At 61.1% G+C, this 23,986-nt stretch carries 20 protein-coding genes and 1 tRNA gene; 6 read left to right on the top strand and 15 right to left on the bottom strand.

What is annotated here, in order from left to right; translation table 11 throughout:
- Positions 1-88: 88 nt before the first annotated feature.
- The 6 genes from ABD842_RS12020 to ABD842_RS11995 form a co-directional block, all read right to left on the bottom strand.
- Complete coding sequence (locus ABD842_RS12020) at positions 89-1,624, bottom strand: UvrD-helicase domain-containing protein (protein ID WP_345113986.1); 1,536 nt, start codon at positions 1,622-1,624, stop codon at positions 89-91.
- 70 nt (positions 1,625-1,694) lie between these two features.
- Complete coding sequence (locus ABD842_RS12015; RefSeq protein WP_345113983.1) at positions 1,695-4,076, bottom strand: ribonucleoside-diphosphate reductase subunit alpha; 2,382 nt, start codon at positions 4,074-4,076, stop codon at positions 1,695-1,697.
- A 667-nt stretch (positions 4,077-4,743) separates the two neighbouring features.
- Entirely contained in the window at positions 4,744-6,450 is a 1,707-nt protein-coding gene (locus ABD842_RS12010; RefSeq protein WP_345113980.1) for a T9SS type A sorting domain-containing protein, read from the bottom strand.
- A 570-nt stretch (positions 6,451-7,020) separates the two neighbouring features.
- Complete coding sequence (locus ABD842_RS12005) at positions 7,021-7,581, bottom strand: DUF6624 domain-containing protein (RefSeq protein ID WP_345113977.1); 561 nt, start codon at positions 7,579-7,581, stop codon at positions 7,021-7,023.
- Positions 7,499-7,957 (bottom strand): TPR end-of-group domain-containing protein, encoded by a 459-nt coding sequence (locus tag ABD842_RS12000; RefSeq protein WP_345113974.1) that lies wholly within the window; start codon positions 7,955-7,957, stop codon positions 7,499-7,501. Before ABD842_RS12000 ends, ABD842_RS12005 begins: the two co-directional genes overlap by 83 nt.
- 183 nt (positions 7,958-8,140) lie before the next feature.
- Entirely contained in the window at positions 8,141-9,100 is a 960-nt protein-coding gene (locus ABD842_RS11995; RefSeq protein ID WP_345113971.1) for a ribonucleoside-diphosphate reductase small subunit, read from the bottom strand.
- 496 nt (positions 9,101-9,596) lie between these two features.
- Here ABD842_RS11995 and rplU point away from each other — a divergent pair, with 496 nt between their 5' ends.
- On the top strand, positions 9,597-9,902 hold the full coding sequence (gene rplU, locus ABD842_RS11990; protein WP_345113968.1) for a 50S ribosomal protein L21: 306 nt from the start codon (positions 9,597-9,599) through the stop codon (positions 9,900-9,902).
- 116 nt (positions 9,903-10,018) lie between these two features.
- Positions 10,019-10,291: a 50S ribosomal protein L27 gene (gene rpmA, locus ABD842_RS11985; RefSeq protein WP_345113966.1), complete on the top strand. Its 273-nt coding sequence runs from the start codon at positions 10,019-10,021 to the stop codon at positions 10,289-10,291.
- A 98-nt stretch (positions 10,292-10,389) separates the two neighbouring features.
- Here the strand turns inward: rpmA and ABD842_RS11980 are convergent, their stop codons facing one another.
- From ABD842_RS11980 to hemW, 4 genes are read right to left on the bottom strand one after another with little or no spacing between them, the layout of a single operon-like run.
- Positions 10,390-11,148, bottom strand: a complete 759-nt coding sequence (locus ABD842_RS11980) for a cyclase family protein (protein ID WP_345113964.1) — start codon at positions 11,146-11,148, stop codon at positions 10,390-10,392.
- Positions 11,149-11,207: 59 nt separating this feature from the next.
- Complete coding sequence (locus ABD842_RS21190; protein ID WP_425553184.1) at positions 11,208-11,888, bottom strand: alpha/beta fold hydrolase; 681 nt, start codon at positions 11,886-11,888, stop codon at positions 11,208-11,210.
- Positions 11,889-11,908: 20 nt separating this feature from the next.
- The gene (locus tag ABD842_RS11975) at positions 11,909-12,415 is read right to left on the bottom strand and encodes a hypothetical protein (protein WP_345113962.1); all 507 of its coding nucleotides are present in this window, start codon (positions 12,413-12,415) and stop codon (positions 11,909-11,911) included.
- A 52-nt stretch (positions 12,416-12,467) separates the two neighbouring features.
- Positions 12,468-13,604, bottom strand: coding sequence for a radical SAM family heme chaperone HemW (gene hemW / locus ABD842_RS11970; protein ID WP_345113960.1), 1,137 nt, complete (start codon positions 13,602-13,604; stop codon positions 12,468-12,470).
- 159 nt (positions 13,605-13,763) lie between these two features.
- Here hemW and ABD842_RS11965 point away from each other — a divergent pair, with 159 nt between their 5' ends.
- The gene (locus ABD842_RS11965) at positions 13,764-15,620 is read left to right on the top strand and encodes a BamA/TamA family outer membrane protein (protein ID WP_345113957.1); all 1,857 of its coding nucleotides are present in this window, start codon (positions 13,764-13,766) and stop codon (positions 15,618-15,620) included.
- 228 nt (positions 15,621-15,848) lie between these two features.
- On the opposite strand, the gene ABD842_RS11960 is transcribed toward ABD842_RS11965, so the two are convergent.
- Positions 15,849-17,015, bottom strand: coding sequence for an alpha/beta hydrolase (locus ABD842_RS11960; protein ID WP_345113954.1), 1,167 nt, complete (start codon positions 17,013-17,015; stop codon positions 15,849-15,851).
- 248 nt (positions 17,016-17,263) lie between these two features.
- On the opposite strand from ABD842_RS11960, the gene ABD842_RS11955 reads away from it, so the two are divergent.
- Together ABD842_RS11955 and ABD842_RS11950 are read left to right on the top strand one after the other, a co-directional pair.
- Positions 17,264-17,336, top strand: a tRNA-Met gene (locus tag ABD842_RS11955).
- 560 nt (positions 17,337-17,896) lie between these two features.
- The gene (locus tag ABD842_RS11950; protein WP_345113951.1) at positions 17,897-18,664 is read left to right on the top strand and encodes a creatininase family protein; all 768 of its coding nucleotides are present in this window, start codon (positions 17,897-17,899) and stop codon (positions 18,662-18,664) included.
- A gap of 212 nt (positions 18,665-18,876) precedes the next feature.
- Here ABD842_RS11950 and ABD842_RS11945 read toward each other — a convergent pair whose 3' ends face one another.
- The 4 genes from ABD842_RS11945 to ABD842_RS11930 form a co-directional block, all read right to left on the bottom strand.
- On the bottom strand, positions 18,877-19,188 hold the full coding sequence (locus ABD842_RS11945) for a hypothetical protein (RefSeq protein ID WP_345113948.1): 312 nt from the start codon (positions 19,186-19,188) through the stop codon (positions 18,877-18,879).
- 251 nt (positions 19,189-19,439) lie between these two features.
- A complete protein-coding gene (locus ABD842_RS11940) occupies positions 19,440-21,095 on the bottom strand; it encodes an MFS transporter (protein WP_345113945.1) in 1,656 nt (551 codons plus the stop codon).
- A 199-nt stretch (positions 21,096-21,294) separates the two neighbouring features.
- Positions 21,295-21,705: a nuclear transport factor 2-like protein gene (locus ABD842_RS11935; RefSeq protein ID WP_345113942.1), complete on the bottom strand. Its 411-nt coding sequence runs from the start codon at positions 21,703-21,705 to the stop codon at positions 21,295-21,297.
- A 471-nt stretch (positions 21,706-22,176) separates the two neighbouring features.
- Entirely contained in the window at positions 22,177-22,452 is a 276-nt protein-coding gene (locus ABD842_RS11930) for a hypothetical protein (protein ID WP_345113939.1), read from the bottom strand.
- Positions 22,453-23,231: 779 nt separating this feature from the next.
- Between ABD842_RS11930 and ABD842_RS11925 the strand changes: the two genes are divergently transcribed.
- Positions 23,232-23,924 (top strand): pirin family protein, encoded by a 693-nt coding sequence (locus tag ABD842_RS11925; protein WP_345113997.1) that lies wholly within the window; start codon positions 23,232-23,234, stop codon positions 23,922-23,924.
- Positions 23,925-23,986: the final 62 nt, after the last annotated feature.

The following is a 23,986-nucleotide window of genomic DNA, read 5'->3' as shown; positions in this document are numbered from 1 at the left end:
GCAACAAATCCGCCTCTTTTAACGACCGAATCATGGCCGTAGCTTGTGGAATCTGGAATTGGCATCTGACTAAAAAGAAAGAGGCTATTTAGGAACAAGTCTTTTCTCTAAAAGTAGATACCTCGTCTCCATCAATTAAAGCATCTAGGGCAATAGTCCTCACAGATTCGCATTCCTCGTTTCTATCAGGCCAGCAATGGTCCACGATTTGGCTAGGGGTTAGCTTGCTGCATGTATCCAGATGGCCTAAGAGTAGTTTATAACGCTCTATCAACTCGGTGCAGTAACGAGGTGCTTTTGCCTCTTCTGCAAGTACCAAGTCAAGAAACTCTTTGGGGCTAATCCCTGCGGCTTTAGCTTCTGCCACCAAGCTTCTATAGGGCGCAACACGTTTGTCTGGTCTATCAATACCCAACCAAGCTCGTAGGGCCGTTCTATCGTTTGGGTCTACCAAAAGGCTAAGGATGCTGAAGCCTTGCTTAGCAATTTCAGTATTCAAGCAGTCTTCCGCAAAAAAGCTTTGAGCAGGCACACCCGTTCCGTTAAGCATATTTCGCAATGCATATCCGGACTGCTTACGCGGAGATAGGATTAAGACTTCGCCAGGATTTACGTCCGGATTTTCTGCCAAGTACCATTTGATGTAAGCAGCAGTAAGGCTAACCTCATGCGAGTCTGATTCATGCTGCACAATGTGAACATCGCCTTCTGGATTAGTTGCGAACGGCAGTAGGATTGCATCATTGCCTCTCTCGTTATGGAGTATTAAAGCGTTGGCCATCTTGAGCACCTTCTTAGGGCACCTTCTGCACTCTAATAGCTCTACATCATGAGTTTCGGGATGTACATCATCGAACCCCGTTATAGCCTCGGGATGAGCGTGACGAAAGCTGTATATTGATTGGTCTTCATCTCCGATGGCAGTCAATGCACCGTCACTAGCTAATATTTCTATCAGTTCTTGGTCAGCGCGGTTTAGGTCTTGGTATTCATCTACCAGAACATGAGCGTAGCCAAGAGCTTCCGCAGCAGCAGGATTGGTTTTTAAGTAGCGGAGTGCTAAAACAACCACCTCGCCAATAAGCATCGATTGATGATAACGGAGCCACCTTTCCAATGCGATTTCGAATCGTTGTTCGGTTGGGTCATCAGATGGATTAGGGTCTTCACTCTGTAAAGTGGCCCAGTAGCTTTCAAAGGATTCTAATAAGTCTCTCGTCTTATCGATACCATCGAAGGAATACGCCAAATCCGCTATCAAACACTCAACTTCAAAATCCATCATCGGCCTTGAATTGCGGTTCAATGCCTCAAAAACAGCTTTTTTGTTGAGGATACGAAATGCCAAGCTATGTAGAGTACAGGCATTTACTAGCTCTGCACCTGGGGCATCTAACTCTTGCAGCTTTGTAATAAGGTCTTGTGCTGCTGTTCTGGTAAAAGAGACAGCCAAAATTGTCTTGGGGTCTACTCCTTCTTCCAACAGCCGAGTTACTCGACGCATAAGAGCGTAAGTTTTTCCTGTACCTGGACCTGCTTTTACTCGCAAGTAATCGGTCCCATCGTAAGCGGCCATTTCCAAATGTGGACCTATCAGGCCGGCATTCCATTTTGGGGTAAGCATGATTATATAGCTGAAAACATGTGGTGAGGTTAAAAAATAAGGAAGAGGTCAACCCTCTCCCTTATGAAACTTACGACCCACACGCCTCGCACCCTTCCGGGTTATCCAGCGAGCAGCTCATGTCGGATTGGTTCTGCTCCACCAGGGCCATGGGCTCCAGGGTTTCGGCGGCTTGCTTTTCCACCGTGAACTTGATGGCGTCGGCGGCGGCTTTGGTGCGCAGGTAGTACATGCCGGTTTTCAGGCCGCGCTTCCAGCTGTGGAAGTGCATGCTGGTGAGCTTGCCGAAGTTCACGTTCAGCACGTGCAGGTTCAGGCTCTGGCTCTGGCAGATGTAGGCCCCGCGGTCGGCGGCCTGGTCGATGATGCGGCGCTGCGAAATCTCCCACACCGTCTTGTACAGGTCCTTGATGTGCTGCGGGATGCGGGCAATGCCCTGCACCGAGCCGTTGGCGGCGATGATTTCCTGCTTCATGGCGTCGTTCCAGAGGCCCAGGGCCACCAGGTCCTTCAGCAGGTGCTTGTTGACCACCATAAACTCGCCTGAGAGCACGCGGCGCACGTAGATGTTGCTCGTGTAGGGCTCAAACGACTCGTTGTTGCCCAGAATCTGGGCGGTGCTGGCCGTGGGCATGGGCGCCACCAGCAGCGAGTTGCGGGCCCCGTGCTTCACCACCTCGGCGCGCAGGCTCTCCCAGTCCCAGCGGCCCGAGTCGGGCGTCACGTTCCAGAGGTCGAACTGGAACTTGCCCTGGCTCAGGGGCGAGCCAGGGAAGGTTTCGTAGGCCCCGTCCTTGATGGCGAGGTCCTTCGAGGCCGTCATGGCCGCGAAGTAGATGGTTTCGAAGATGTCCTTGTTCAGGCCCGAGGCTTCGTCGCTCTCGAAGGGCATGCGCAGGGCAATGAACGTATCGGCCAGCCCCTGCACGCCCAGCCCGATGGGGCGGTGGCGGAAGTTCGACTTCTGCGTTTCGGGCACCGGGTAGTAGTTCACGTCAATCACCTTGTTCAGGTTCAGCGTGGCCTGGTAGGTCACCTCGTACAGCTTCTGGTGGTCGAAGGTGGTGTTACCCTTGGCGTCGGTCACGAGGTAGCGGGGCAGGGCCAGCGAGGCCAGGTTGCAGACCGCAATTTCGTCGGCGTCGGTGTACTCAATAATCTCGGTGCAGAGGTTGCTCGACTTAATCGTGCCCAGGTTCTGCTGGTTGGATTTGCCGTTGGCGGCGTCCTTGAACAGCATGTAGGGCGTGCCCGTCTCGGTCTGGCTTTCCAGGATGGCGAACCACAGCTCCTGCGCCTTGATGGTTTTGCGGCCCCGGCCCTCGCGCTCATACTTCATATACAGCTTCTCGAATTCCGGACCCCAGCTGTTCTCCATGCCGGGGCACTCGTGGGGGCACATCAGCGTCCAGTCGCCGTTTTCCTCCACGCGCTTCATAAACAAGTCGGGCGTCCAGAGGGCGTAAAACAGGTCACGGGCGCGCATTTCCTCCTTGCCGTGGTTCTTCTTCAGGTCCAGGAATTCGAAAATGTCGGCGTGCCAGGGCTCCAGGTAAATGGCGAAAGCGCCCTTGCGCTTGCCGCCGCCCTGGTCCACGTAGCGGGCCGTGTCGTTGAACACCTTCAGCATGGGCACCAGCCCGTTGGAGTTGCCATTCGTGCCCTTGATGTAGGAGCCCGTGGCCCGCACGTTGCTCACCGAAAGCCCGATGCCGCCGGCCGACTGCGAAATCAGCGCGCAGTTCTTCAGCGTGTCATAAATCCCGTCAATCGAGTCGTCCTTCATCGTGAGCAGGAAGCACGACGACATCTGCGGCTTGGGCGTGCCGGCGTTGAACAGCGTGGGCGTGGCGTGGGTAAACCACCGCTCACTGAGCAGGTTGTAGGTTTTGATAACCGAGTCGATGTCGTCCTTGTGGATGCCCACCGACACGCGCATCAGCATGTGCTGCGGCCGCTCCACCACCTTGCCCTCCAGGCGCAGCAGGTAGGAGCGCTCCAGGGTCTTGAAGCCGAAGAAGTCGTAGTTGTAGTCGCGGTCGTAGATGATGGCCGAGTCCAGGGTGGCGGCATTCTTATGGATCACCTCCCACACGTCGGTAGCCAGTAGCGAGGCATTGTCGCCATTCTTGGGGTCCTCGTAGGTATAGAGCCGCTTCATGGTGCTGCTGAACGACTTGGAGGTGACCTTGTGCAGGTTGCTGACGGCAATGCGGGCGGCCAGGATGGCGTAGTCGGGGTGCTTGGTGGTGAGCGAGGCGGCGGTTTCGGCGGCCAGGTTGTCGAGCTCCACCGTGGTCACGCCGTCGTAGATGCCATCAATCACCTTCTTGGCGACCTCAATCGGGGAGATGAAGTTCTGGTTGAGCCCGTAGCAGAGCTTTTCGATGCGCGCCGTGACTTTGTCGAATTTCACGGATTCGCGGCGGCCGTCGCGTTTGATTACCAGCATGAGCGTGCGAGGTTGGGTTGGTTGGGAGTATGGAAACGCCACGCCGGGAACGGGCGGGCACTAGTTCGAAAAGCGGGGCGCCGGGAGCCATTCCGGCATTCTTGATGCGGAAGATATCCGCTTCTGCCGGGTACGACAAGCCTAACGTTTAGAAGTTTTCCACATTAGGCTAAAACGGTGCGGTTCAGGCCCTTTTTTGGAATTGGCAGTGAGCTGTACGACCCCAAAATGAACCCGCAAATAGGGTTGAGGTTCTGCCGCAAATTTGATAGTATCGGAGTTGCCGCCGAGGTGATACACGCAAAAAGCCCCCGACCTTCTGCGGGGGCTTTTGGGCTATTCAGGAGCAGGGCTACTTCCAGGCGTAGCTAAAGCAGCTGCTCAACCTACGAATGCTTTCCTGCTTGAGAAACGGATACGCTACCCGCAGGGCCTGTTATACGCTGGCTATGGCTTCAGAGTAGGTTGTCACTGACCAATCAACCGGGTAGTCGACGGAGAAGCGGTAGGCTTCCTGCACGAAGCAATAGGTCGCGAAGCCATACTCGGCCTGGATAGCAGCACCGCGTTTTTCGTCGAGCCAGGAGCCCAGGTGGAGCAAAATGGCGTCGTTAGCCCGGGCTTGAACCGTTGGTAGAATTTCCGTGCGTAAACCCACAACCGCCGGCTACTGCACCACCAGGCGCGCCAGCGGGCTGAAGCCCGCTGCCGTCACGACCTGCACCGTGTAGAGCCCCGCCGCTACCCCTGCCAGGGGAAGAGGGACTTTGGTAGCGGCAGCGGCAAAAGCAACCTGCTGCACGAGGCGGCCGGCCAGGTCGCGCATTACTACGTAGCCCACGTGGGGCTGGGACGGCAGGCTTACCGTCGTCGTAGCGTCGGTGGGGTTGGGATACACCGCCAGGGCCGGCAGCACCTGGCCGGGCTTGGCGGCCGTTATTCCCGACGTCAGCCGGGCAATGAAAGGCTCATAGGTGGCACTGTTGGCGGCCAGCAGGAAGCTGCCGAGCTGCACCGGCCCCACGGCGACCCCGGCAATATAGACCTGACCACTCGGGTCGAGGCCAATGCCGCTGCCGCCCATCTCGCCACTGTCGTTGCGCAGGCTCCAGCGGAGCGTGCCCTGGGGCGTCAGGGCAATAACGCAAAGGTTGACGGCCGTAGGCGCGGAGCCGGTCAGGGTGACGCCGGCCAGCGTGATGCTGCCCATGAAGGCCTGATCGAGGTAGCTGTTGCCCGCGGCATCCGTCACGATACCAACGTTGTAGCTATCCTCGGAGGGGCTGGAAAGGAAGCTCCACGCCAGAGCGCCCTGGGGAGTGTAGCGCGCTACAAAGGACCGGAAATTAGAGGGGCCGGCCGGGGGCCGCTCTTCGCCATTGCCGATCAGGCTTACGTTGCCGGCCGGGTCGGCGCTCAGGTGCCGCACAATGTTCTCTCTCAGGCCGGCAATAGCCGGGGGCATGCCGGTAGCCCATTGGGGGGTACCGGCCGCGCTGTACTTGGCCACAAATCCCTCGGTCTTGTAGAGCGTACCCGGCAGGATTATCGTGCCAAAGGTGGCATCGCCGCCGTAGCTGCCGCCGACGTAGATGTTGTTGCTGGCATCGACGCTCAGGTCCGAGGGGCCTTCGCCGCCCTGGCCGCCATCGTGGCGCGCCCACAGCACCGTACCCTGGGGGTCGAGCTTGGCCAGCAGAATATCCTGGCTGGGATAGGAGCCGTTGGCGTCGACGTACAAGGTGCTGGTGAGCGTGGTAGTACCTATCGTCACGGACCCGGAAAACCACCCGCCCAGCACTACGTTGCCCGCGGCATCCACGGCGATGCCACTACCGCCGGCGCTGCCGCTGCTACCAGTGGCCGCGCCCAGGCGCTGGGCCCAGAGTAGGGCCCCCGTGGGGCTGAACTTCGCCACGTAGCCGTTCAGCTGGGTGCCCCCAGGGGTGTAGGTAGGGTCCGTAAGCGTGATGCCCCCGACGCTGACAGACCCGTAGAAGGAGCCGGTCAGGTAGGCGTTGCCGCCGGCATCCAGCGCTACGGCGGGCGCCACGGTTTCGTAGTTGGCGCCGTTCAAGTGCTTGGCCCAGAGCAGGGTGCCACTGGGGCTGTACTTTGCCAGGTAGCTGTCGTAGCCGTCCGGCGACGACAGGACCGTGCCGCCTACGTCCAGAGTGCCGTGAAAGTCGCCCACCACGTACATGTTGCCGCCGGCATCGACCCGGATACCGTCGGCCGAGCCACCATCCCGCGTGGGGTCGATGCCGCCACTGGTCAGCCGCCTGGCCAGCGTCCAGCCCGGAGCAGTTTGGGCCCAGGACGGTGCGCCCGGGAGCAGGAAGCCCGCGCAAAGAGCGATTCGGAGGCCGGCCAATCCGTGTGTAAAAAATTGCATTGAGGACAAAAAAAGAGGTAACACAAAAAAGCCCGGCCGCCCCTGGCGTAGTAGTAGTAGTAGGCCGCAACCAGTAAACTTGAAATAGAACGGCTTGCCCAGAACGCAGCGCGCATTACCGCCCGGGCCTATCGGACGCCCAGCCAGTATCCTGCGGGCAGCTGGTTGTTGCGGCAAACTTAACCCCTGCGTATTCAGGCCGCAAATCCGGCAAAATCAAGCCCGGCTCTCTTTGCAGATGAGCCGGGCTGAAAACGGGCGGTACTACGTTCGAAAAGTGGGGCGCCGGGAGCCATTCCGGCGTTCTTGATGCGGAAGATATCCGCTTCCGTCGGGTACGACAAACCAAAAGTTTAGAAGTTTTCCACAAAGCCCGGAACCACACGGTATGAGGGGTTTTGATTGCTAAAGGGAATAGCCGCCAGCCTATGGTAAGAAGGCGAAATGAGGTTGCGGGTTTTGGGGAAAAGTGGTAGGCGGGTGGCCCCGGAAAGCAAGACGCCCGCGGCTGACAGCGCGGGCGGAGTGAGGTGGCCTGGTTAGGCAGGCTTACTTGGTTTGAGTCAGGCCCGTGTACTCCAGCCCAAACCGCTTGGCGTAGGTAGCCAGCGGCTCCATACCAAGGGCGGCCCGGCGCTCGTCCACGTGGGCTTCGTCTTCGATGGGCGAGAAAACGGTTTTGTTGGTTACCGGGTCGGTGTGGAGTTGGCTGCCATAAATCTGGGGTTTACCTTGGCCTACCAAAATCCGGTCCTGTAGTAGCGCCAGCGCCGATCTGGACAGGTCGCCGCGCTCAGCCGCTTGTTTGGCCATTGGGAAATACTTTTCCATGGCCGGCAGGTTGGAGTGCTGAATGACCAGGAAAACCGTTTCATTACCCATTTTGCCAACCTGGGCTTTCGTCGGCCAGCCGTACTGGTCCAGCAGCGCAGTTATTATCTTCAGATTACGGGCGTCTGTTTCCTCCATCTCCTTCCACAACGCCTTCATCTGCGGCGATTTCACGCCGTATTGCTTCTCAACGGCATCATACTTCACGCGCCCGCCCTGGTCGGAGGCGTAGATGGAGTCGAGCTGCTGCTTGAGGGGCTTGTTGTAGCCGGCCTCCATCCTGGCCAACGGCAGCCTCCAGCTTCATGAGCATGGGCTGCCAGCGCTTATCGGCGTGGAGGGTGGTCAGGTCGGTGTCCTGCTTCACGTGGCCCACGTTTTCCCAGCCCGCCGTGGTGGCCCGATCCAGGTACTGGAAGGCCTTGGTAGCCTCGCCGGCCCGCGCCCAGCTGCAGGCCGCGTTGTAGAGTTCGGCGCTGGAAAGTTGGGCCTGCGGCTGTCGAAAAGCCTGGTCGTAGAATTCACCCGACTGCCGGTAGTTTTTTGCGCTGTAGGCGTCGGCTGCCCGCTGATTCAGGTTTACGGCTTTGCCCTGAGCCACCAGCAGATGGCCGGTGAGTAGCAGCGCGGCAAGGATGGAAGCGTTTTTTTGCACAGTGGGTAGTAGATGGATAAGGGTCCGATTTGGGTTGGATATCCGCAGGAATCGCTACAGTCCGGCCGCTATTGCAGGCGCCCAAATAAAGTAATTTGCTATACTAGCTATACTAAACGAATAGCGGGAGCCCGTCCTACGACCGGCTCCCGCTGATTTTCAACGCCCAAGACCGGCGTGGGCTCAAAAGTCCTCGTCGAGCGAGAAGGCATTTTCGGTCCGCTCGCTCATCACGCCGGCTTTCTGGTACTCGGCCACGCGCTTCTCGAAGAAGTTGGTTTTGCCCTGCAGCGAAATCATTTCCATGAAGTCGAAGGGGTTGCTGGAGTTGTAGATCTTGCTGTAGCCCAGGCTCTGCAGCAGGCGGTCGGCCACAAACTCGATGTACTGCGACATGGTCACCGAGTTCATCCCGATCAGGTTCACGGGCAGCGCGTCGGTCACGAACTCCTGCTCGATGCTCACCGCGTCGCGGATGATGGCATGCACGCGCTCCTCGGGCAGCTTGTTTTGCAGGTAGCTGTAGAGCAGGCAGGCGAAGTCGCAGTGCAGGCCCTCATCGCGCGAAATCAGCTCGTTGGAAAACGTCAGGCCCGGCATCAGGCCGCGCTTCTTGAGCCAGAAGATCGAGCAGAACGAGCCGGAGAAGAAGATGCCTTCCACGGCGGCAAAGGCAATGATGCGCTCGGCAAAGTCCTCGGAGTTGATCCACTTCAGGGCCCACTCGCCCTTCTTCTTCACGCAGGGCACGGTTTCCAGCGCGTTGAAGAGGCGGTCCTTCTCCTTGGGGTCTTTGATGTAGGTGTCGATCAGCAGGGAGTAGGTTTCCGAATGGATGTTTTCCATCATGATCTGGAAGCCGTAGAAGCAGCGCGCCTCGGGCATCTGCACCTCCTGCATGAAGTTGACGGCCAGGTTCTCGTTCACGATGCCGTCGGAGGCCGCAAAGAAGGCCAGCACGTGGCTGATGAAGTGCCGCTCGCCGTCGTTGAGGTTGTCCCAGTCCTTCTGGTCCTGGCTCAGGTCGATTTCCTCGGCGGTCCAGAACGAGGCTTCCGCCTTCTTGTAGAACTGCCACACGTCGTTGTTCTGAATCGGAAAAAGAACGAAGCGGTTGGGGTTTTCGGTGAGCAGCGGTTCCATAGGCGAGGAAGAAAAGTAAGCTTAAAATAACCGGCATCCGGACGGAAGCAGTGGCTTCGGAACCCGGGGCGCCAGGAAATGTTTGGCGCTCCCGGCCCGGGAAAAAACCGGTGGCCGGAGCATCAAATATAAACCTGACGTTCGGGAACCCAGCCCCGGCTGGCCGTTTTTTCTGTGTTAATTTTTCTGTATGCCCGGTCCCGGCGCTGCTGTTACCGGGTTGCCTGGCGGTGGCTAAAACCGGCCGAAATCCGCCCAGAAACCGCTGATTTACAAAAGTTATCCACATTTTAACTGTGGACAATTTGACTTATCCACAAAAATGCTATGCGCGGGCCCGTTCGGGCGTCCTTCATGAGTAAAGAATTACCGGCGCTTACGGGGGCATCAGGGCCGTTCTGCCGCCGAGTAGATGATGATTAGTGAGTTAGGTTTGGTTTTGTGAAAGGATACTTCTACTTTTGCCTTCCAATTTTCAGAAAACGCGAAGACGCCGATGTACGCAATTGTCAACATAGCCGGGAAGCAGACCAAGGTCGAAGCCAATAAATTTGTATACGCTCACCGCTTGGCTGGCAACGTCGGCGATACGGTGGAGCTGGGGAAAGCCATGATGACCGACAGTGACGGGACCATCACCATTGGCTCGCCCCTGCTGGACGTAGCCGTAATGGGCACCATCCTGTCGCACGTAAAGGGCGACAAGGTATTGGTATTCAAGAAGAAGCGCCGCAAGGGCTACAAGAAGCTGAACGGCCACCGTCAGCAGTTCACCAAAGTAATGATCAACAGCATCGGCTAATTATTGAGCTGCAAGCTGTCAGCTGCAAGCTGCAAGCTTTTGATTCAATTTGCCGGGCTTATCCCTTCCAACACACAGCTTGCAGCTTATAGCTGTCGGCCTGAAGCTCAAACAATATGGCACACAAGAAAGGCGTAGGTAGCTCCAACAACGGCCGCGAATCTCATTCTAAGCGCCTGGGCGTGAAGATCTTCGGCGGTCAAGAAATCATTGCCGGCAACATCATCGTGCGTCAGCGCGGCACCAAGCACCACCCCGGCCAGAACGTGGGTATCGGCAAGGACCACACGCTGTTTGCCATGGTCGACGGCCGCGTGCAGTTCCGCAAGGGCCGCAAAGACCGTTCGTTCGTGACGGTAGTGCCGGTGGCTGAAGCCGCCGCCGCTTAGTTTTAAAGTTCACCCGGCTTTCCCAAGCCGTTTGTGCACCGGAAAGGGACCCTCCGCAAGGACGGTCCCTTTTTGCATTGGCCCGGACGGATGCGGGGCTAACTCAGCGCGTACAGCACGGGCTTGCTGGGGCTGGCATCCAGCTCCAGACTGGTGACCTGCAGATTAAGCAGGTACAGGCCGTCTGCCACGCCGTCGGGCACGAAGACAAGCTCGGTGATGGTGGCGGCCGTGCGCGGGGCCTGAGGGTACTGCCAGAAGGCGTGGTGGGCCAGCAGCGCGCCCTGGTCCTCCTCCCGATCTACGCTGGGCAGGTCGAGGAGCAGGTGCTGGATGTGCTGGGCTACCAGATAGTGCGCCAGCGCCGGCTCGACATACGTCGGGTTGGTGCCCGAATACTGGCGGTGGCGCTTGGCCAGCTCGTTGGGCAGGGTCCGCAGAATCAGGGCTTCCGGCGCGGCCCCGGCGGCCTCCAGCAGCGGCTGTACGTCGGCCAGCAGCACGACCAGGTCGCCGTTGGGCTGGCGGCGCGGCAGCACCGACACCAGCTGGGCCACGAACAGAAAGCGGCGCAGGCAGCGGTTGAGGGTGGCGGCCGGGTCGGGACTGATATGGCCGTAGCACTCGGTGTGGGTACCGTTGCCGTGGGGCGTGAGGTGGACGCGCTGGTAGTTGGTGCTGCCGCCCAGCGCCACGCTGCCCACAAAGCTGCCCACCCGAATGGTATCGAACTGCACCGGCTCGGCCCAGAAGCAGCTGACCTGATCGGGGCCGGGGGCCAGCGGCAGCGAAATATCCAGCGGGGCGGTGGGGTCGAAGGAAAAGGCGCGGTCTTGGTGGGGGTAGGTAGCGAGCATCGGACAGACGAGCGAAAGGCAGCAACGGGCAACAGGGCCCAAGGTAGCAGCCGGCCAGCTCAACTTCCTAAACGCGCCGCCGCTATTCTGCCTCCGCCAGCCCGTTGAGAATCCGGCTGATTTCCTCCGCCCGGCTCAGAATCATGAAGTGGGTGCCGCCCTGAATCAGGTAGTCTACGGGCGCGGCGCCCCGGGGCAGCACCCGGTCGTGGGTGCCGTGAATCCGAATGGCGGCGCCGATGCCGCGGCTGTCCCAGTGCAGGAGCCGGTAGATAGCCCAGCGGGCGTAGGCGGGGTCGGTATCCTGCAGAATCTGCTTGAACAGCTGGTAGTCGGCGCCGTTTTTTATCCCGAAATACCACTGGCCGGCGCGGGGCAGCCGCTTGAGCAGCTGGGGCGGCCCCGCGCCTATACACGCCGCTGGCGCGCATCAGCCGAAGCAGCGGCGGCAAGGCCCCCGCCGTCGGAATGCCGGACACCAGCACAACCGTGGCGTGGGGCCGCAGCCGCCCGATTTCCAGCGCGACTACGCCCCCGAACGATACCCCCACGACGAAACACGGCTGCCCCGGGGCAATTCCTTCGGCCACCCGGGCCGCGTACCCGGGCAGCGTTTCGGCCGGCGCCGGGGTGAGCCAGGGCATTACGTGGGTTTCGCCCCGCAGCCGGGGCAGCAGGTCGCGAAACACCCGCTCATCGGCTCCAAGTCCCGGAATCAAATAGAGTACTGGTGGCCACATATATTTTTAAAGCGGAACGGCTAGGGCTCGATGCGCAGAAACACGCCTTCGAGGTAGAAGATGTTGTGCGGGGCGCTGGCTTCGCAGTCTTCTTCGTCGTCATCGTCTTCCCCATCCTCAGTGCCCGGATCCAGCTCCGAGAGGTCCTCCGGGCTGCCTTCCTCGTCATCGTCGTCCTCGAAGTCTTCGGCGGGATAGGTGCAGGAAACCTTCATGGCCACGCCCGGCAGCGGCACCGGCGGCTTCTTGGCGGTGGTATATTCCAGCAGGCAGGGCCACTCGGTCACGGTAGCCAGGGCATCGGCCACGTCTTCCTGCAGCGCCTCGGCGCGGGGGCCCGCCAGGCGCAGCAGCAGGTCGAGGGACGGAAACTGCAGGCCCAGGTGGAAGAAATGCTGGCTTTCGTCAAAAAACGTGGTAGCCCACACCGTCACGTCGTCCGTGTTGTCGAAGACAATGGCCGTAATCTGGACTTGCTCGATGAAAAAGTCGGCATCGTCGGCGAGGGCGTCAATCAGGCGTTTCATTGCCTGAACATACGCAAAACTACCGCTTCCATCTAGCGGCAGGACCGCGGAATCAGCCGGCCAAAAACAGCTCCAGCGTGATGTGGTCGGCCAGCAGCTTGCCCCGGTCGGTAAGGCGCAGCGTGACACCCTCCAGCGTAGCCCAGCCGTTTTGCTGCAGCGCCCCCAGATACTCAGCGCGTTGGCCGGGCAAGTCGACGCCCAGCGCGTCGCGCAGGTAAGCCAGGTCGCAGCCGCGGGCCGTGCGCAGGCTGGTCATCAGGTACTCGTTGGCGCGGTCGGTGGCGGAAAGAATTTCGTGGGTAACCGGCACCTGCCCCTGCTCCAGCACCGCCGTCACGTACTGCGGGTTGCTGGCCACGGCATACTCGCGGCTCAGCCCGTTGAAGGAGTGGGCGCTGGGGCCCACGCCCAGGTAGGGCACCCCGCGCCAGTAGTTGGCGTTGTGGCGCGACTCGCGCCCGGGCCGGCAGAAGTTCGATATTTCGTACTGCTCGTAGCCCCGGGCGGGCAGCGCGGCGAGCAGCATTTCAAACTGGGCGGCCACAAACTCGTCGGGCGGGGCCACGAAGGTGCCTTTGCGCAGGCGGCGGCCGAAGACCGTATCGGGCTCGATGGTGAGGGCGTAGCAGGACAGGTGGGGCACCTGCAGGGCAAAGGCCTGCTCCAGGTCCCGCGCCCAGATGCCGTGGTCGGGGGCCGGCACGCCGTAGATCAGGTCGATGGAGATATTCTCGAAGCCCGCCGCCTGGGCCCGCCGCACGCTGGCCGCCGACTCCGGGGCCGAGTGGGCCCGGTTCATCAGGCGCAGGTGGGGCTCATGAAAGCTTTGCAGGCCGATGCTGAGGCGGTTGATGGGCGACGCCGCCAGCTCGCGCAGCTTGGCGGCCGTGAGGTCGTCGGGGTTGGCTTCCAGGGTTATTTCCGCGGCCGGCGCCACCCGGAAGTTCCGGTGGATGGCGTCGAACAGCTGGTCCAGCTCGGCGGCCGTGAGCAGCGAGGGCGTGCCGCCGCCGAAGTAGATGGTTTCCAGCTCCGGCGCCGGCCCCAGGTACTCCGCCCGCAGCGCCAGTTCCCGGACCAGCGCCTCCACCAGCCGGCTTTTCAGCCCCAGCGAGGTGCTGAAGTGGAAGTCGCAGTAGTGGCAGGCCTGCTTGCAGAAGGGAATGTGAAGGTACAGGCCGGGCATCGGGGGAGGCAAGCAGCCCGCCGCGGTAGGCGGCGGGCCTGGGTGAAAGGAAGAATGGTGGCACCGCCCGCTTTTTGTTGGGCCGGGGCTAGCCGACAGCTGCCCGCTTCTTCAGACCTTCGGGAAATTAAAAGCGCAGTTCTGCGTTTGTGTTCCCAAATGTACGCCCGGGCCCTCGTTTTCTTCCTGCTGAGTCTGCTGCTGGCGTGGCCCGGGGCCGCGTGGGCCCAAACGCTGCCCGCCCCCGGCCTGGTTCCGACGCTCACGCCCGCCTTTCCGCCCGCCCAATCCCGGCCCGACAGCCTCCGGCGCCGCAAGCTGCCGCCGCCGGCGCGCAAAGTCATCCGCCTGCGCACCGAAGCCGCCGACGCGCCCCTGCTCAGGCACTACCGCCACCGGGCCTCGGCGTCCGACTCGCTGAGTGCCCTGCGCGAAGTGCGCAACCTGGTGCTGGCCTTGCAGGCCGACGCCTACCTGACGGCCTCCGCCGACGACCTGCGCTGGCAGCACGATACGCTGAGCGTGCAGCTGTACGTGGGCGAGAAGTTCCGCTGGGCCCGCCTGCGCAACGGCAACCTCGGCGACGCGCTGCTCACCCGGGCCGGCTTCCGCGACAAGCTCTACCAGAACCGGCCCTTCGAACCGAGCGAGTGGGCCAAGTTCCAGCAGAAGATTCTGGCCGAAGCCGAAAACCAGGGCTACCCCTTCGCCACCGTCCGCCTCGACTCGGTGCAGCTGCGCGGGGCCGACATCGAAGGGCGGGTAGTGCTGGACCGGGGCCGGGTGGTGGTGTTCGACTCGATTCAGATTGTGGGCAAAACCAAAACCAAGAAGCGGTTTCTGACCAAGTACCTGCAGATTTTCCCCAACCAGCCCTACAGCCAGCAGCGGGTAGATGCCGCGGCCCGGCTGCTGCGCCAGCTGCCCTACCTGCAGGTGCGTGCCGACCCGGAAGTGCGCTTCGCCAAGGGCCGGGCCCGGGTGTACCTGCTCATCGACGATAGGGCCGCCAACCAGTTCGACGCCATTGTGGGGGTGCTGCCCAATCCGGCCCCGGCCGCGGGCCAGAAGAAAGTGCAGATTACCGGCGACGTGACCATCAACCTGCGCAACATCAGCGGGGGCGGCAAGCAGCTGGGGCTGCAGTGGCGCAAGCTCGACGTGGCCTCCCAGTTGTTTGATGCCCAGTATGTGCACCCCAACTTTTTCGGCACCCCGCTGGAGCTGGGCGGCTCCTTCAATCTGTACAAGCAGTCCAACGCCTTTCTCACCCTCCGGCCGCGGCTGCAGCTCACCTACCCCAGCGCCCGGGTCGGCCGCCTCACCTTCTTCACCGAGCGCCGCAGCTCCCGCCTGCTCTCCGACTCCACCTACCGCACCCGGACCGTGCTGCCCGACACCATCGACTCGCAGTTCAACTCCTACGGCCTGGAGTTTGTCCGCAACACTCTGGACGACTTGTTCTTTCCCCGGCGCGGGCTGCTGGCCAGCGGCCTGGGCGCCGTGGGCACCAAGGTCATCAGCAAAAATGCCGACCTCAACGACACACTCTACCGGCGCCTGCCGCTGCGCTCCACCCAGGTCACGCTGGGGCTGCGGGTAGAGCAGTACTTCCCCGTGGGCAAAGGCGGCGTGGTGCTGGTCCGCTTCCGGGGGGAGTCACTGGTAAACAAGCGGCTGTTTCTGAACGACATGTTCCGCCTGGGCGGACTGGCCACGCTGCGGGGCTTCAACGAGTACGCCTTTTACGCCAGCTCCTACGGCATCGGCACCGTCGAGTTCCGGCAGTTCACCGGCGGCGACGCCTACGTGTTCGTCTTTGCCGACCAGGGCTACCTGCGCCGCGACCTGAGCAACGACCAGACCAGCAGCACGCCCACCGGCCTGGGGGCGGGCCTGAGCTTCCGCACGGCGGCGGGCCTGTTTCAGTTCGTGTACTCCGTTGGCCGCACCCAGGGCCAGCCATTTTCCCTGAACGCGTCCAAAATTCACTTCGGCATCACCAGCCGGTTTTGATGAGCGGCCGGCCAGCGCTACCATTGCCAGCAGGGCGCCGTTTGTGTACGGCTCTGCATAAACGCAGAAAGCCCCGACGTATGTCTACGCCGGGACTTTTTGTTCATATGAGCTTGCAGGGTTGCGCCGGACGGATTACCGCCGCTGGCTACGCGGCCGGCCGTTTTGCCTCGCCATAACGAGGCGCCCGGACGCTAGCCGTATTTGGTCCAGCAAAGAACCTGCTCCTTACTGCAGGGCTTTCTTCAGCTCGCCGGCAGCCAGGGCCTGGGCTTCCTTCGCCTGGGGCACTACGGCGCCCATGCCGAAGAATTCGTGGGTCACGTTGTCGTAGAGCTGGTAGGTGACCGGAACGCCGGCGGCCTTGAGCTTGTCGGCGTAGGTTTTACCCTCGCTCATCAGCGGGTCGATGCCGGCTCCAATGACGGTAGCGGGGGCCAGGCCCTTCAGATTGGGGGCCGTTACCAGCGAAATCATCGGGCTCTTGCCGTCGGCCGGCGTGCGCAGGTACTTATCGAAGAACCAGGCCATAAACGGCTTGCTCAGCGGCTTGGCAGCGGCATTTTTCTGGTAGGAAGGCGTGTTCAGGTCGTAGCCGGCAATGGGATACACCAGCAGCTGGTGCTTGGGCTGCATGATGCCCTTGTCGCGGGCCATCATGCACACGGCGGCGGCCAGGTTGCCGCCGGCACTTTCCCCGGCCACGGCCACGCGCTTGGGGTCACCCTTGATGGAGGCGGCATTTTTCAGCACCCACTGGTAGGCGGCAAAGGAATCGTTATGGGCCGTGGGAAACTTGTTCTCCGGAGCCTGCCGGTACGCCACCGACACGAAAATGGCGCCCGTCTGCTCGGCCAGCGCGCGTACCGAAGGATCATACGTGTCAAGGTTGGCAATAACCCAGCCGCCGCCGTGGTAATACACCACCACCGGCAGCGGACCGGTAGCGCCTTTAGGCACGTAGATGCGGGCTTTCACGCCCGGCGCCACTTCCCGGCTCATCGTATCCAGCGGCGAGGGCGGCGTCTGAATGCCGAAGTCCTTCATCACGGCCATAGTGGCATCGGTAGCCGAAGGGCCTTTGCGCACTTCCGCCACGGGCAGCTTTTCGGGCGGTGTGGGGCCACTCAGGCTGGCCAGCTTCTCGATGACAGTCTGCATTTCCGGCGCAATATTCGGAGCCCAGGCGGGGGCGGCGCCGGCGGGCTGCACTGGTTTCGGGGCGCCCATGGCACTGGTATCCATAGCCATGGCGGTGGAGTCAGTGGCCATACCCGCCGAGCTGGTTTCGCTGGTAGTGTTGCTGTTGCAGGCGGCCAGGCCGACCAGTGAGGCCACCAGCGGCGTAAGCAGCCAGAACCGGCTACCGGCAAAAAGGGAGGAAGAACGAGTCATGTGGTTTGGCAGAAAAAGTAGTAGATGAAAGAATAACACCCTCTACGCGCTGGCTACCCGTTCCGGTTAAGAAAGGCCCTAATATTAACGAGGCTGCCCACCTACCGCGGAGCCTTCAGTCGGGCAGGACTGCCAGGCCGGCAAAATAATCTAACTGATACTCAGCCCGGAAGCCGCTGTGGGCGAGTAATAATGACCCTGCATGACGTTTTTCCCGAAAACCCTCCTACATTTGCAGAACCAAACAGTGCGGGGTGGAGCAGTTGGTAGCTCGTTGGGCTCATAACCCAAAGGTCACAGGTTCGAGTCCTGTCCCCGCTACCTAAAAGGGCGTTTCCAAGCTGGAAACACCCTTTTTCTTTTGCCCCTAGAACAGCTTATTAGGCAAAAGCGAGGCAATCACAGGAGTAACGGACAGTGAAAGGACGGATAGCTCTTCTGTTACGGCGGCAAAAACCAGGGGACGGTGCCCGCCAAACGACGTAAACACGACGAGGCCTTTAAGGTTGAAGCGCTACGTCTGGCTTCTGCAACATTGAGTCCGAGCCCCAAAGTAGCAAGCAAGCGAAAGATGCTTCGCAAGCGCCTACCTGCTGACGGGCAACTGCTGCCCGCTACCGCCGGCACTGATTCACCAACAGCGCCGGCAGCACGAACGGTGAAAAGCAAGGAACTAACCCTGGTTTGACCGATCCACTGCTCACTGGCCTTCATTACCCTGGCGGCTGTAGGCGGGGGACCAGAACCTAAGGGGACTACAAACTGACTCCCCGTTTAAAGTCCAGGCGGGAGGCAGCCCGGAACCCGTGCGGGCCGTAACAGGCCGAGGCGGGCCCCTGGCCGCTTGTTTTGCAGCTGATTACTTTACTTCGCCTTCTGCCATGTCTGTCCGTCCCTATATTCTCGCCGAAACCACCTGGCAAACCGTGCGCGCCACCAAGTACCAGGTGGTCGTGCTGCCCTGGGGTGCCACTGAGGCGCACAACTACCACCTGCCTTACGCTACCGACAACTTTCAGTGCGACTACGTGGCCGCGGAGGCCGCCCGCAAGGCCTGGGAGCAGGGAGCCAAAGTGGTGGTGCTGCCCACGGTTCCCTTCGGCGTGAATACCGGCCAGCTTGATATTACGCTCAATATGAACCTGAACCCGAGCACCCAGCTGCTGATTTTGCGCGACCTGGTGCAGGTGCTCGACCGGCAGGGCATACCGAAACTGGTGGTGCTGAACGGGCACGGCGGCAACGACTTTCGGCAGATGCTGCGCGAGCTGCAGGCCGAATTCCCCGCCGTGTTCCTGTCCACGGTCAACTGGTTCAAAGCCGCTGACCGCAGTCAGTACTTTCAGGCCCCTGGCGACCATGCCGATGCCTTGGAAACCAGTGCGATGCTGCACATTGCGCCCACTTTGGTCCGGCCGCTGGCGGAAGCCGGCAGCGGGGCGGCCAAGCAGTTCCGCATTCAGGCGCTGCGGCAGGGCTGGGCCTGGGCCCAGCGCGAATGGAGCCAGGTTTCGGCCGACACCGGCGTGGGCGACCCCAGTGAGGCCACGGCGGCTCAGGGTCAGGCATTTCTGGACGCCGCCACTACCAACATCGCCCGGTTTCTGGTGGAGCTGGCCGCCGCTGACCCGCAGGACCTGTACGAGTAAGAGCCAGCGTAGACAGCACTGGTACTGCTCGCCGGCAGCGGTAGCCAGCCTGTTCGTTATTCCAGGTGCCGGTAGCCCCCTCAGGCTACGCATGCTCGCCGGCCAGCCCGGTCAGAGCGTCCACCAACCGCCGCCGGAGCCCTAAAAGATTCAGCCGCACCTTCCCGAAGGAAAGTGCGGCTGAGGCAGTGAATTGACGGTAGTCCGGCAGGTTATTGCGGCTGCTTGGGCATAGTACCCGTTGGCGCATCTACCTTGATGACACCCTGTGGCTTGCGTACGGCGCGCGGGGCAGTGCGCTTCAGCTTGGCCTGACGACGCAGCTTCATACGGCGGAACATACCCGGCTTGCGGTGCTTGCTGCGGCTGTTGCCGCGGTAGCGCTTGTATACGGGGCGCGGCACCCGGGGGTAGGCCACGGTTTCGGTCAGGGCCGCAGTACCCTCGGCTGATTCGGCTTGGGCGGCGGTAGGCTCTCCCAGCATCAGGAAGGCGCACAGCAGGAAAAGAAGGAATTTCGTCATACAGAGGAGGGTAAAGCGGGTTCAGCCTGGGCGCTGGCTTTGTCAAAGATTAAGCCAACCTCGCCGCACTTGCTTTTTCCGGGGTTCTGGTGAGCTTCGTAACGAACGGCCGGGAGCCGACGACGTCCAGTCGCGGCCTAAGCTGGCAGCGGGAACGGGCAGACCCTGCGAGCAAAATGCAGTTACCTAAGATACGTGCAACTTGCCAGGAAGGATTTCATGCCGGCCACGCGGCGGGCTGCTGGCCGCCCCTACTGCTGCGCTTCCAGATTCTGCAGCGGCATAGGCACTTCCACGTTGATGGACTTTGGGAAAGCCAGAAAGTGCGTGACATGGGGCGGAACGGAGCCGGTGTGAAACTGCTGGACCTGCGCCTCGATGGCCTGATCTTCCTTGGTAAACCGCAGGTGCTGCCGCTGGTGCTCTCCCCAGGTAGCCACGTAGAAAAACTCGGTAATCCGCTCCGGGTGGGCCATGTCGGCAAACACGCCGGCCCGCAGGGCCCCGTCGCGCAGCCGCAGCCGGGTGAGCAGCTCGGCCGCCTGCCGGAACGCGGGCCAGTCCTGGGGCGCTACCAGGTATTCGACCATCACCACCACCGGGCCGTCGTCGGGGTCCACTTCGCCCTGTACTTCGGGCGTGGGCCAGTGCCCGGCCGGGTCCAGGTTCAGGTTTTCGCCGGAGCGCATGGGAAAAGGAAGGGCCAGCCCGGAACTCAGCAGCATCCAGCCCGCGGCCCCCAGCAAAGCTACCGTTAGCGTGGTGCGGTCGGCCAGCTCCCCCCACACGAGGCTACCCACCGAGAGCCCCGCCTGAAACACGAGCATGTAAATGCTGATAACGCGGGCCTGCACCCACTTGGGCACGTTCAGCTGTACCGTCGTGCTGAAGCTGGTCATCACCATCAGCCAGGCTATTCCGGACAAAAACATGACCGGATACAGCCAATAGACTGCCGTGAACAGCGCCAGCGCCACATTGGTCCCCACAAAGGCCAGCCCGCCCAGCAGCACCCGCTGGTTGAAGTTGAGGCGGGAGCCGGCCCGGCCCATCAGAAAGGCTCCGGCCACGGCCCCGGCGCCCAGCCACGACAGCATGGTGCCGTAGTGCCCGGAGCTCAGGTGCAGCTTGCGGGCAACGACCACCGACACCAGCGCCCACATGGCGCTGGCCCCGAAGGAGAAGGCAAACGTCCGAACCAGCACTCCGTACAGCGCCGGCGAATACTGCACGTAGCGCATCCCGGCCCGCAGGGCCCCGATGAAGTTCTCCGCCGGCCCGGCTACGGCCGTGGGGGTGCGGCGCCAGGCATACACCACGGCCCAGGTACCCAGAAATGAGAGGCCATTGAGCAGAAACACGAACCCCGGCGAATAATACGCAATGACCAAGCCGCCGATAGCCGGCCCGATAGCCCGGGCAATATTGTTGCTGACCCCGTTCAGCGTAATGGCAAAGGGCAGCACCGGCCGCGGCACCAGCTCCGTCACCACCGTCTGCCAGATGGGCGCGTTCAGGGCTGACCCCATGCCCAGCAGAAACGTGAAGCCCAGCACGGCCAGCGCCGAAATGCCTCCCGTCAGGGTGAGCACGCCCAGCACGGCGGCTACCACGGCCATGAAAGCCTGGGTGAACAGCAGCAGCCGGCGCCGGTCAATCAGGTCGGCCAGGACGCCCGAAGGCAGGCTCAGCAGGAAAGCGGGCAGGCTGGTGGCCGTCTGCATCAGGGCTACCAGCAGCGCCGAGGTGGTCAGCGTCGTGACCAGCCACACCCCGGCCACGTTCTGCATCCAGGTGCCCACGTTCGACACCAGGCCGGCAACCCAGATGGCGCGGAAAACGGCGTGGGCAAAGGGCGTCCACAGCGTGGCCGGGGCGGCAGGCATAGTAGCAGCAGGGGTAGTCATAGCGCGGCGCCGGAAACGGCCGGCCTACCTGGTGCGGGAGCCGACGTAGCTGAAACAGCTTGGTACGGCGTTTGGCCGGATCAGGATCCTGAAACACGTGACAACCGGGCAGCAACGCCCCGGCTACCGCGTTTGAGGCGGTCAGCGGCCGGGCCAGGGACCGTCGAGTCAGACTGCTGTCAGCGTAGGTGTCGCTTCATTAAGACGCGGCAAGGAGCTCGAAGCAGCGGTAGGTGCGCTGGCGGAAAATCAGGTTATCCTTGAACTCGAAAATCATGCTCATCTGGGCCGCTAGTCGCGTCCCGCGCTGCAGCAGGCTGAAGTTGCCCATCACGCTGGCGTGCCAGTAGGTTTCCAGCAGCACGCTGTCGGGCGTAACGGACTGCAGCGTCGTATTCTCGAACTGCGGATTCAGCAGCAGCTCGCGGCCGGCGCGCACATTGTCGATAATAGCCTCGAAGGAGCGCACCTGCGTGGTTTTGGTGAGCAGGTTGGGGTATTCGGTCTGCTCTACTTCGGGGTGCAGCACGGGCCCGTACGCCGCCGGATCAATTTCCAGAGCCTGACTCAATCGGAGGTAAGCTTCAACAACAGTGAAATGGGTATTCATACAAAAGCAATAGGCGAGTGGAAAATGAGAGCGAAAGCAAGACAGGGCAAGATAAGGATGCGCGCGGGCTTCTCCTTTACATCTGGCAGGGGCCTGATCCGGCGCAAAACGGCCGGGCAGCGGTTTTCGTGTATGACCGAAAGGCATTGGCGGAACAAATAGCGCCTTCCTCAACTATTGCCTGCTGCTCTCGGCCCCGCAAAAGAATTCCGCCGGTTCTACAATGCATTAAAGATGCTCCCGACTCAGCTTCTCGTACTGCCATTTCCCGCTACCGTCGCGGTACCGCCCCGTGGCCCGGTGCCGGCAGGGCCGCAGCCCTGTTTTGCTAAACAACTGCTGAATGTACCGTTGCCGGCCACGTACCACGGGCCGGAGTGGCAGCCTAGTAAAACACAACTATCCCTGCCGCGTGCCATCTGGAAGAGGCACACGACAGGGACAAGCTGCCGGCGAGGCAATACGCCGGGTTTAGAGAGTGGTGCGTCTTGCGCGGGTCGGGGCCATTTTGTGCGCTTTAGCCTTGTGCTTGGCCTTGACGCGGAGCCGCCACCGCTTCCACACCCCGAGTTTTCGGGGCTTGTGGCGGCTGTTGCCGCGGTAGCGCTTGTAGTTAGGGGAATGGGCTGTTTCGGTAACGCGGCTTTTAGCTCGGAACAGGAAAATACCGGGAGGGGCGGCCAATACCGGTTGCGCATCTGCAAAGATCATCAATGCGCAAAACAACAGGAGTAGTATTTTGGACATAAGAGAGATGAAGGAGGTTGAGCACTTCTGCTGCAGAGAACAAAGGATGGGTCATCATCCAATCCGAACGCTACATATAACGAATATAAAGCCTTTGTATTAGAAATATTCAAGTTCTTGAAAATAAATATTTTTCAAATATTAGTATGATAAAATTTAATTATTCCACTACATTATTTCGAATTATTCCGACATTAATTTAGTACCGCCAAGCAATCCACCTAAAGCCTTTATCGGATAAATACAAATTTTACCGAAGTATCCCAGCTGCCACCCACTACCTGCTGCCCTACCCTGCTGCCAAAATCGGCGCCTGCATCCTGAGAAGGGGGTTTAGGGCCAGCATAGCGGCTTGGCGGGAGCCGCATATCGAGGTAACCAGCTGTCCTGCTGAGCAAAACCCGGAACAGCCCCTGCTTCTGCCAGCCAATTCCCGGATTCAGCGGGGCCTGCTTACTCTAACGCTGGGCGGCAGACTGCGGGCACGCTGGCGCTTCTGCCCGTTCGTTTGGGCGGTAGGTGCCGGCCCGGCGGTTGCGGGGGGCAGCAGAAACAATCGGGCGGGAAGCACGGTATGCGGGGTCCTGCGGTTCCTTTCCCGCTTTTTCCCGTTTCCCTATACGTACCGTCAAAAAACAGCACCCTGCCATCAGCGCCCCTATTGCCGGCCTGATTACGTACCGGGCCCTGCCGGCGCCGGCGCTGGAGCACCTCGACCCGTTTTTGTTTCTGAACCACCACGGTCCGCAGCACTACGCGCCCCACAACCGCGGCCTGCCATTTGGGCCGCACCCGCACCGGGCTTCGAAACCGCCACGTTTATCCTGGCCGGCGACATCACGCACCAGGACAGCGGCGGCCACCAGAGCGTGATTGAAGCGGGTGGCATTCAGTGGATGACGGCCGGCAGCGACCTGATTCACAGTGAAATATCATTCCCCGAATTCAAGAAATCTGGCGGCAACCTGGAAATGCTGCAGCTCTGGGTGAATCTGCCGGCCAAGGACAAGATGGTGGCGCCGCGCCACCTCGGGCTGCAGCAGACCGATATTCCGGCCGTAGTACCGCCCGCAGGCCGCGTGACGGTACACGCCGTGTCGGGCGAATGGCTCGGGACGGCCGGCGCCGTGCAGCCCCTCACCGATATGAGTCTGGCCACGACTGACTTTCAAGCCGGGGGCCAGCTGCAGCTCGCCATGCCGACCGACCACACCGTATTCTTCTATGCCATCCGGGGCCGGCTGCGGGTAAACGGGCAGCAAACCGAGGCCCGCAAGCTCCCCGAGTTCCACTACGACGGCACGGAGCTGCAGATCGAAGCGCTGACCGATGCCGTGCTTTTGTTGGGCCACGCCGCGCCGTTCCAGGAGCCTAATATAGCCTATGACCCTTTCGTGATGAATACGGCAGCGGAAATCCGGCAGGCCTACCAGGCTCATGAGGCCGGCAGGTTCGGCACCTGGCAAGGCTAGCCGGCGGCGGGCTGGTCGGGTTTAGCATAGTGCTAGCTTCCCGGGCTGCCGGCCGCTGCCGG

This window comes from Hymenobacter algoricola (assembly GCF_039539525.1).
In the GTDB taxonomy this organism is placed as follows: domain Bacteria; phylum Bacteroidota; class Bacteroidia; order Cytophagales; family Hymenobacteraceae; genus Hymenobacter; species Hymenobacter algoricola.
The sequence above is the reverse complement of the archived record's forward strand: the minus strand, read 5'-3'. Positions and strand labels throughout refer to the sequence as shown.

Coding starts and splice junctions, on each gene's coding strand:
- ABD842_RS12020 (WP_345113986.1), bottom strand. CDS start 1,624: ATGCTTACCCCAAAATGGAATGCCGGCCTGATAGGTCCACATTTGGAA.
- ABD842_RS12015 (WP_345113983.1), bottom strand. CDS start 4,076: ATGCTGGTAATCAAACGCGACGGCCGCCGCGAATCCGTGAAATTCGAC.
- ABD842_RS12005 (WP_345113977.1), bottom strand. CDS start 7,581: ATGGAGGCCGGCTACAACAAGCCCCTCAAGCAGCAGCTCGACTCCATC.
- ABD842_RS11995 (WP_345113971.1), bottom strand. CDS start 9,100: ATGGAACCGCTGCTCACCGAAAACCCCAACCGCTTCGTTCTTTTTCCG.
- rplU (WP_345113968.1), top strand. CDS start 9,597: ATGTACGCAATTGTCAACATAGCCGGGAAGCAGACCAAGGTCGAAGCC.
- rpmA (WP_345113966.1), top strand. CDS start 10,019: ATGGCACACAAGAAAGGCGTAGGTAGCTCCAACAACGGCCGCGAATCT.
- ABD842_RS11980 (WP_345113964.1), bottom strand. CDS start 11,148: ATGCTCGCTACCTACCCCCACCAAGACCGCGCCTTTTCCTTCGACCCC.
- ABD842_RS21190 (WP_425553184.1), bottom strand. CDS start 11,888: ATGTGGCCACCAGTACTCTATTTGATTCCGGGACTTGGAGCCGATGAG.
- ABD842_RS11975 (WP_345113962.1), bottom strand. CDS start 12,415: ATGAAACGCCTGATTGACGCCCTCGCCGACGATGCCGACTTTTTCATC.
- hemW (WP_345113960.1), bottom strand. CDS start 13,604: ATGCCCGGCCTGTACCTTCACATTCCCTTCTGCAAGCAGGCCTGCCAC.
- ABD842_RS11965 (WP_345113957.1), top strand. CDS start 13,764: ATGTACGCCCGGGCCCTCGTTTTCTTCCTGCTGAGTCTGCTGCTGGCG.
- ABD842_RS11960 (WP_345113954.1), bottom strand. CDS start 17,015: ATGACTCGTTCTTCCTCCCTTTTTGCCGGTAGCCGGTTCTGGCTGCTT.
- ABD842_RS11950 (WP_345113951.1), top strand. CDS start 17,897: ATGTCTGTCCGTCCCTATATTCTCGCCGAAACCACCTGGCAAACCGTG.
- ABD842_RS11945 (WP_345113948.1), bottom strand. CDS start 19,188: ATGACGAAATTCCTTCTTTTCCTGCTGTGCGCCTTCCTGATGCTGGGA.
- ABD842_RS11940 (WP_345113945.1), bottom strand. CDS start 21,095: ATGACTACCCCTGCTGCTACTATGCCTGCCGCCCCGGCCACGCTGTGG.
- ABD842_RS11935 (WP_345113942.1), bottom strand. CDS start 21,705: ATGAATACCCATTTCACTGTTGTTGAAGCTTACCTCCGATTGAGTCAG.
- ABD842_RS11930 (WP_345113939.1), bottom strand. CDS start 22,452: ATGTCCAAAATACTACTCCTGTTGTTTTGCGCATTGATGATCTTTGCA.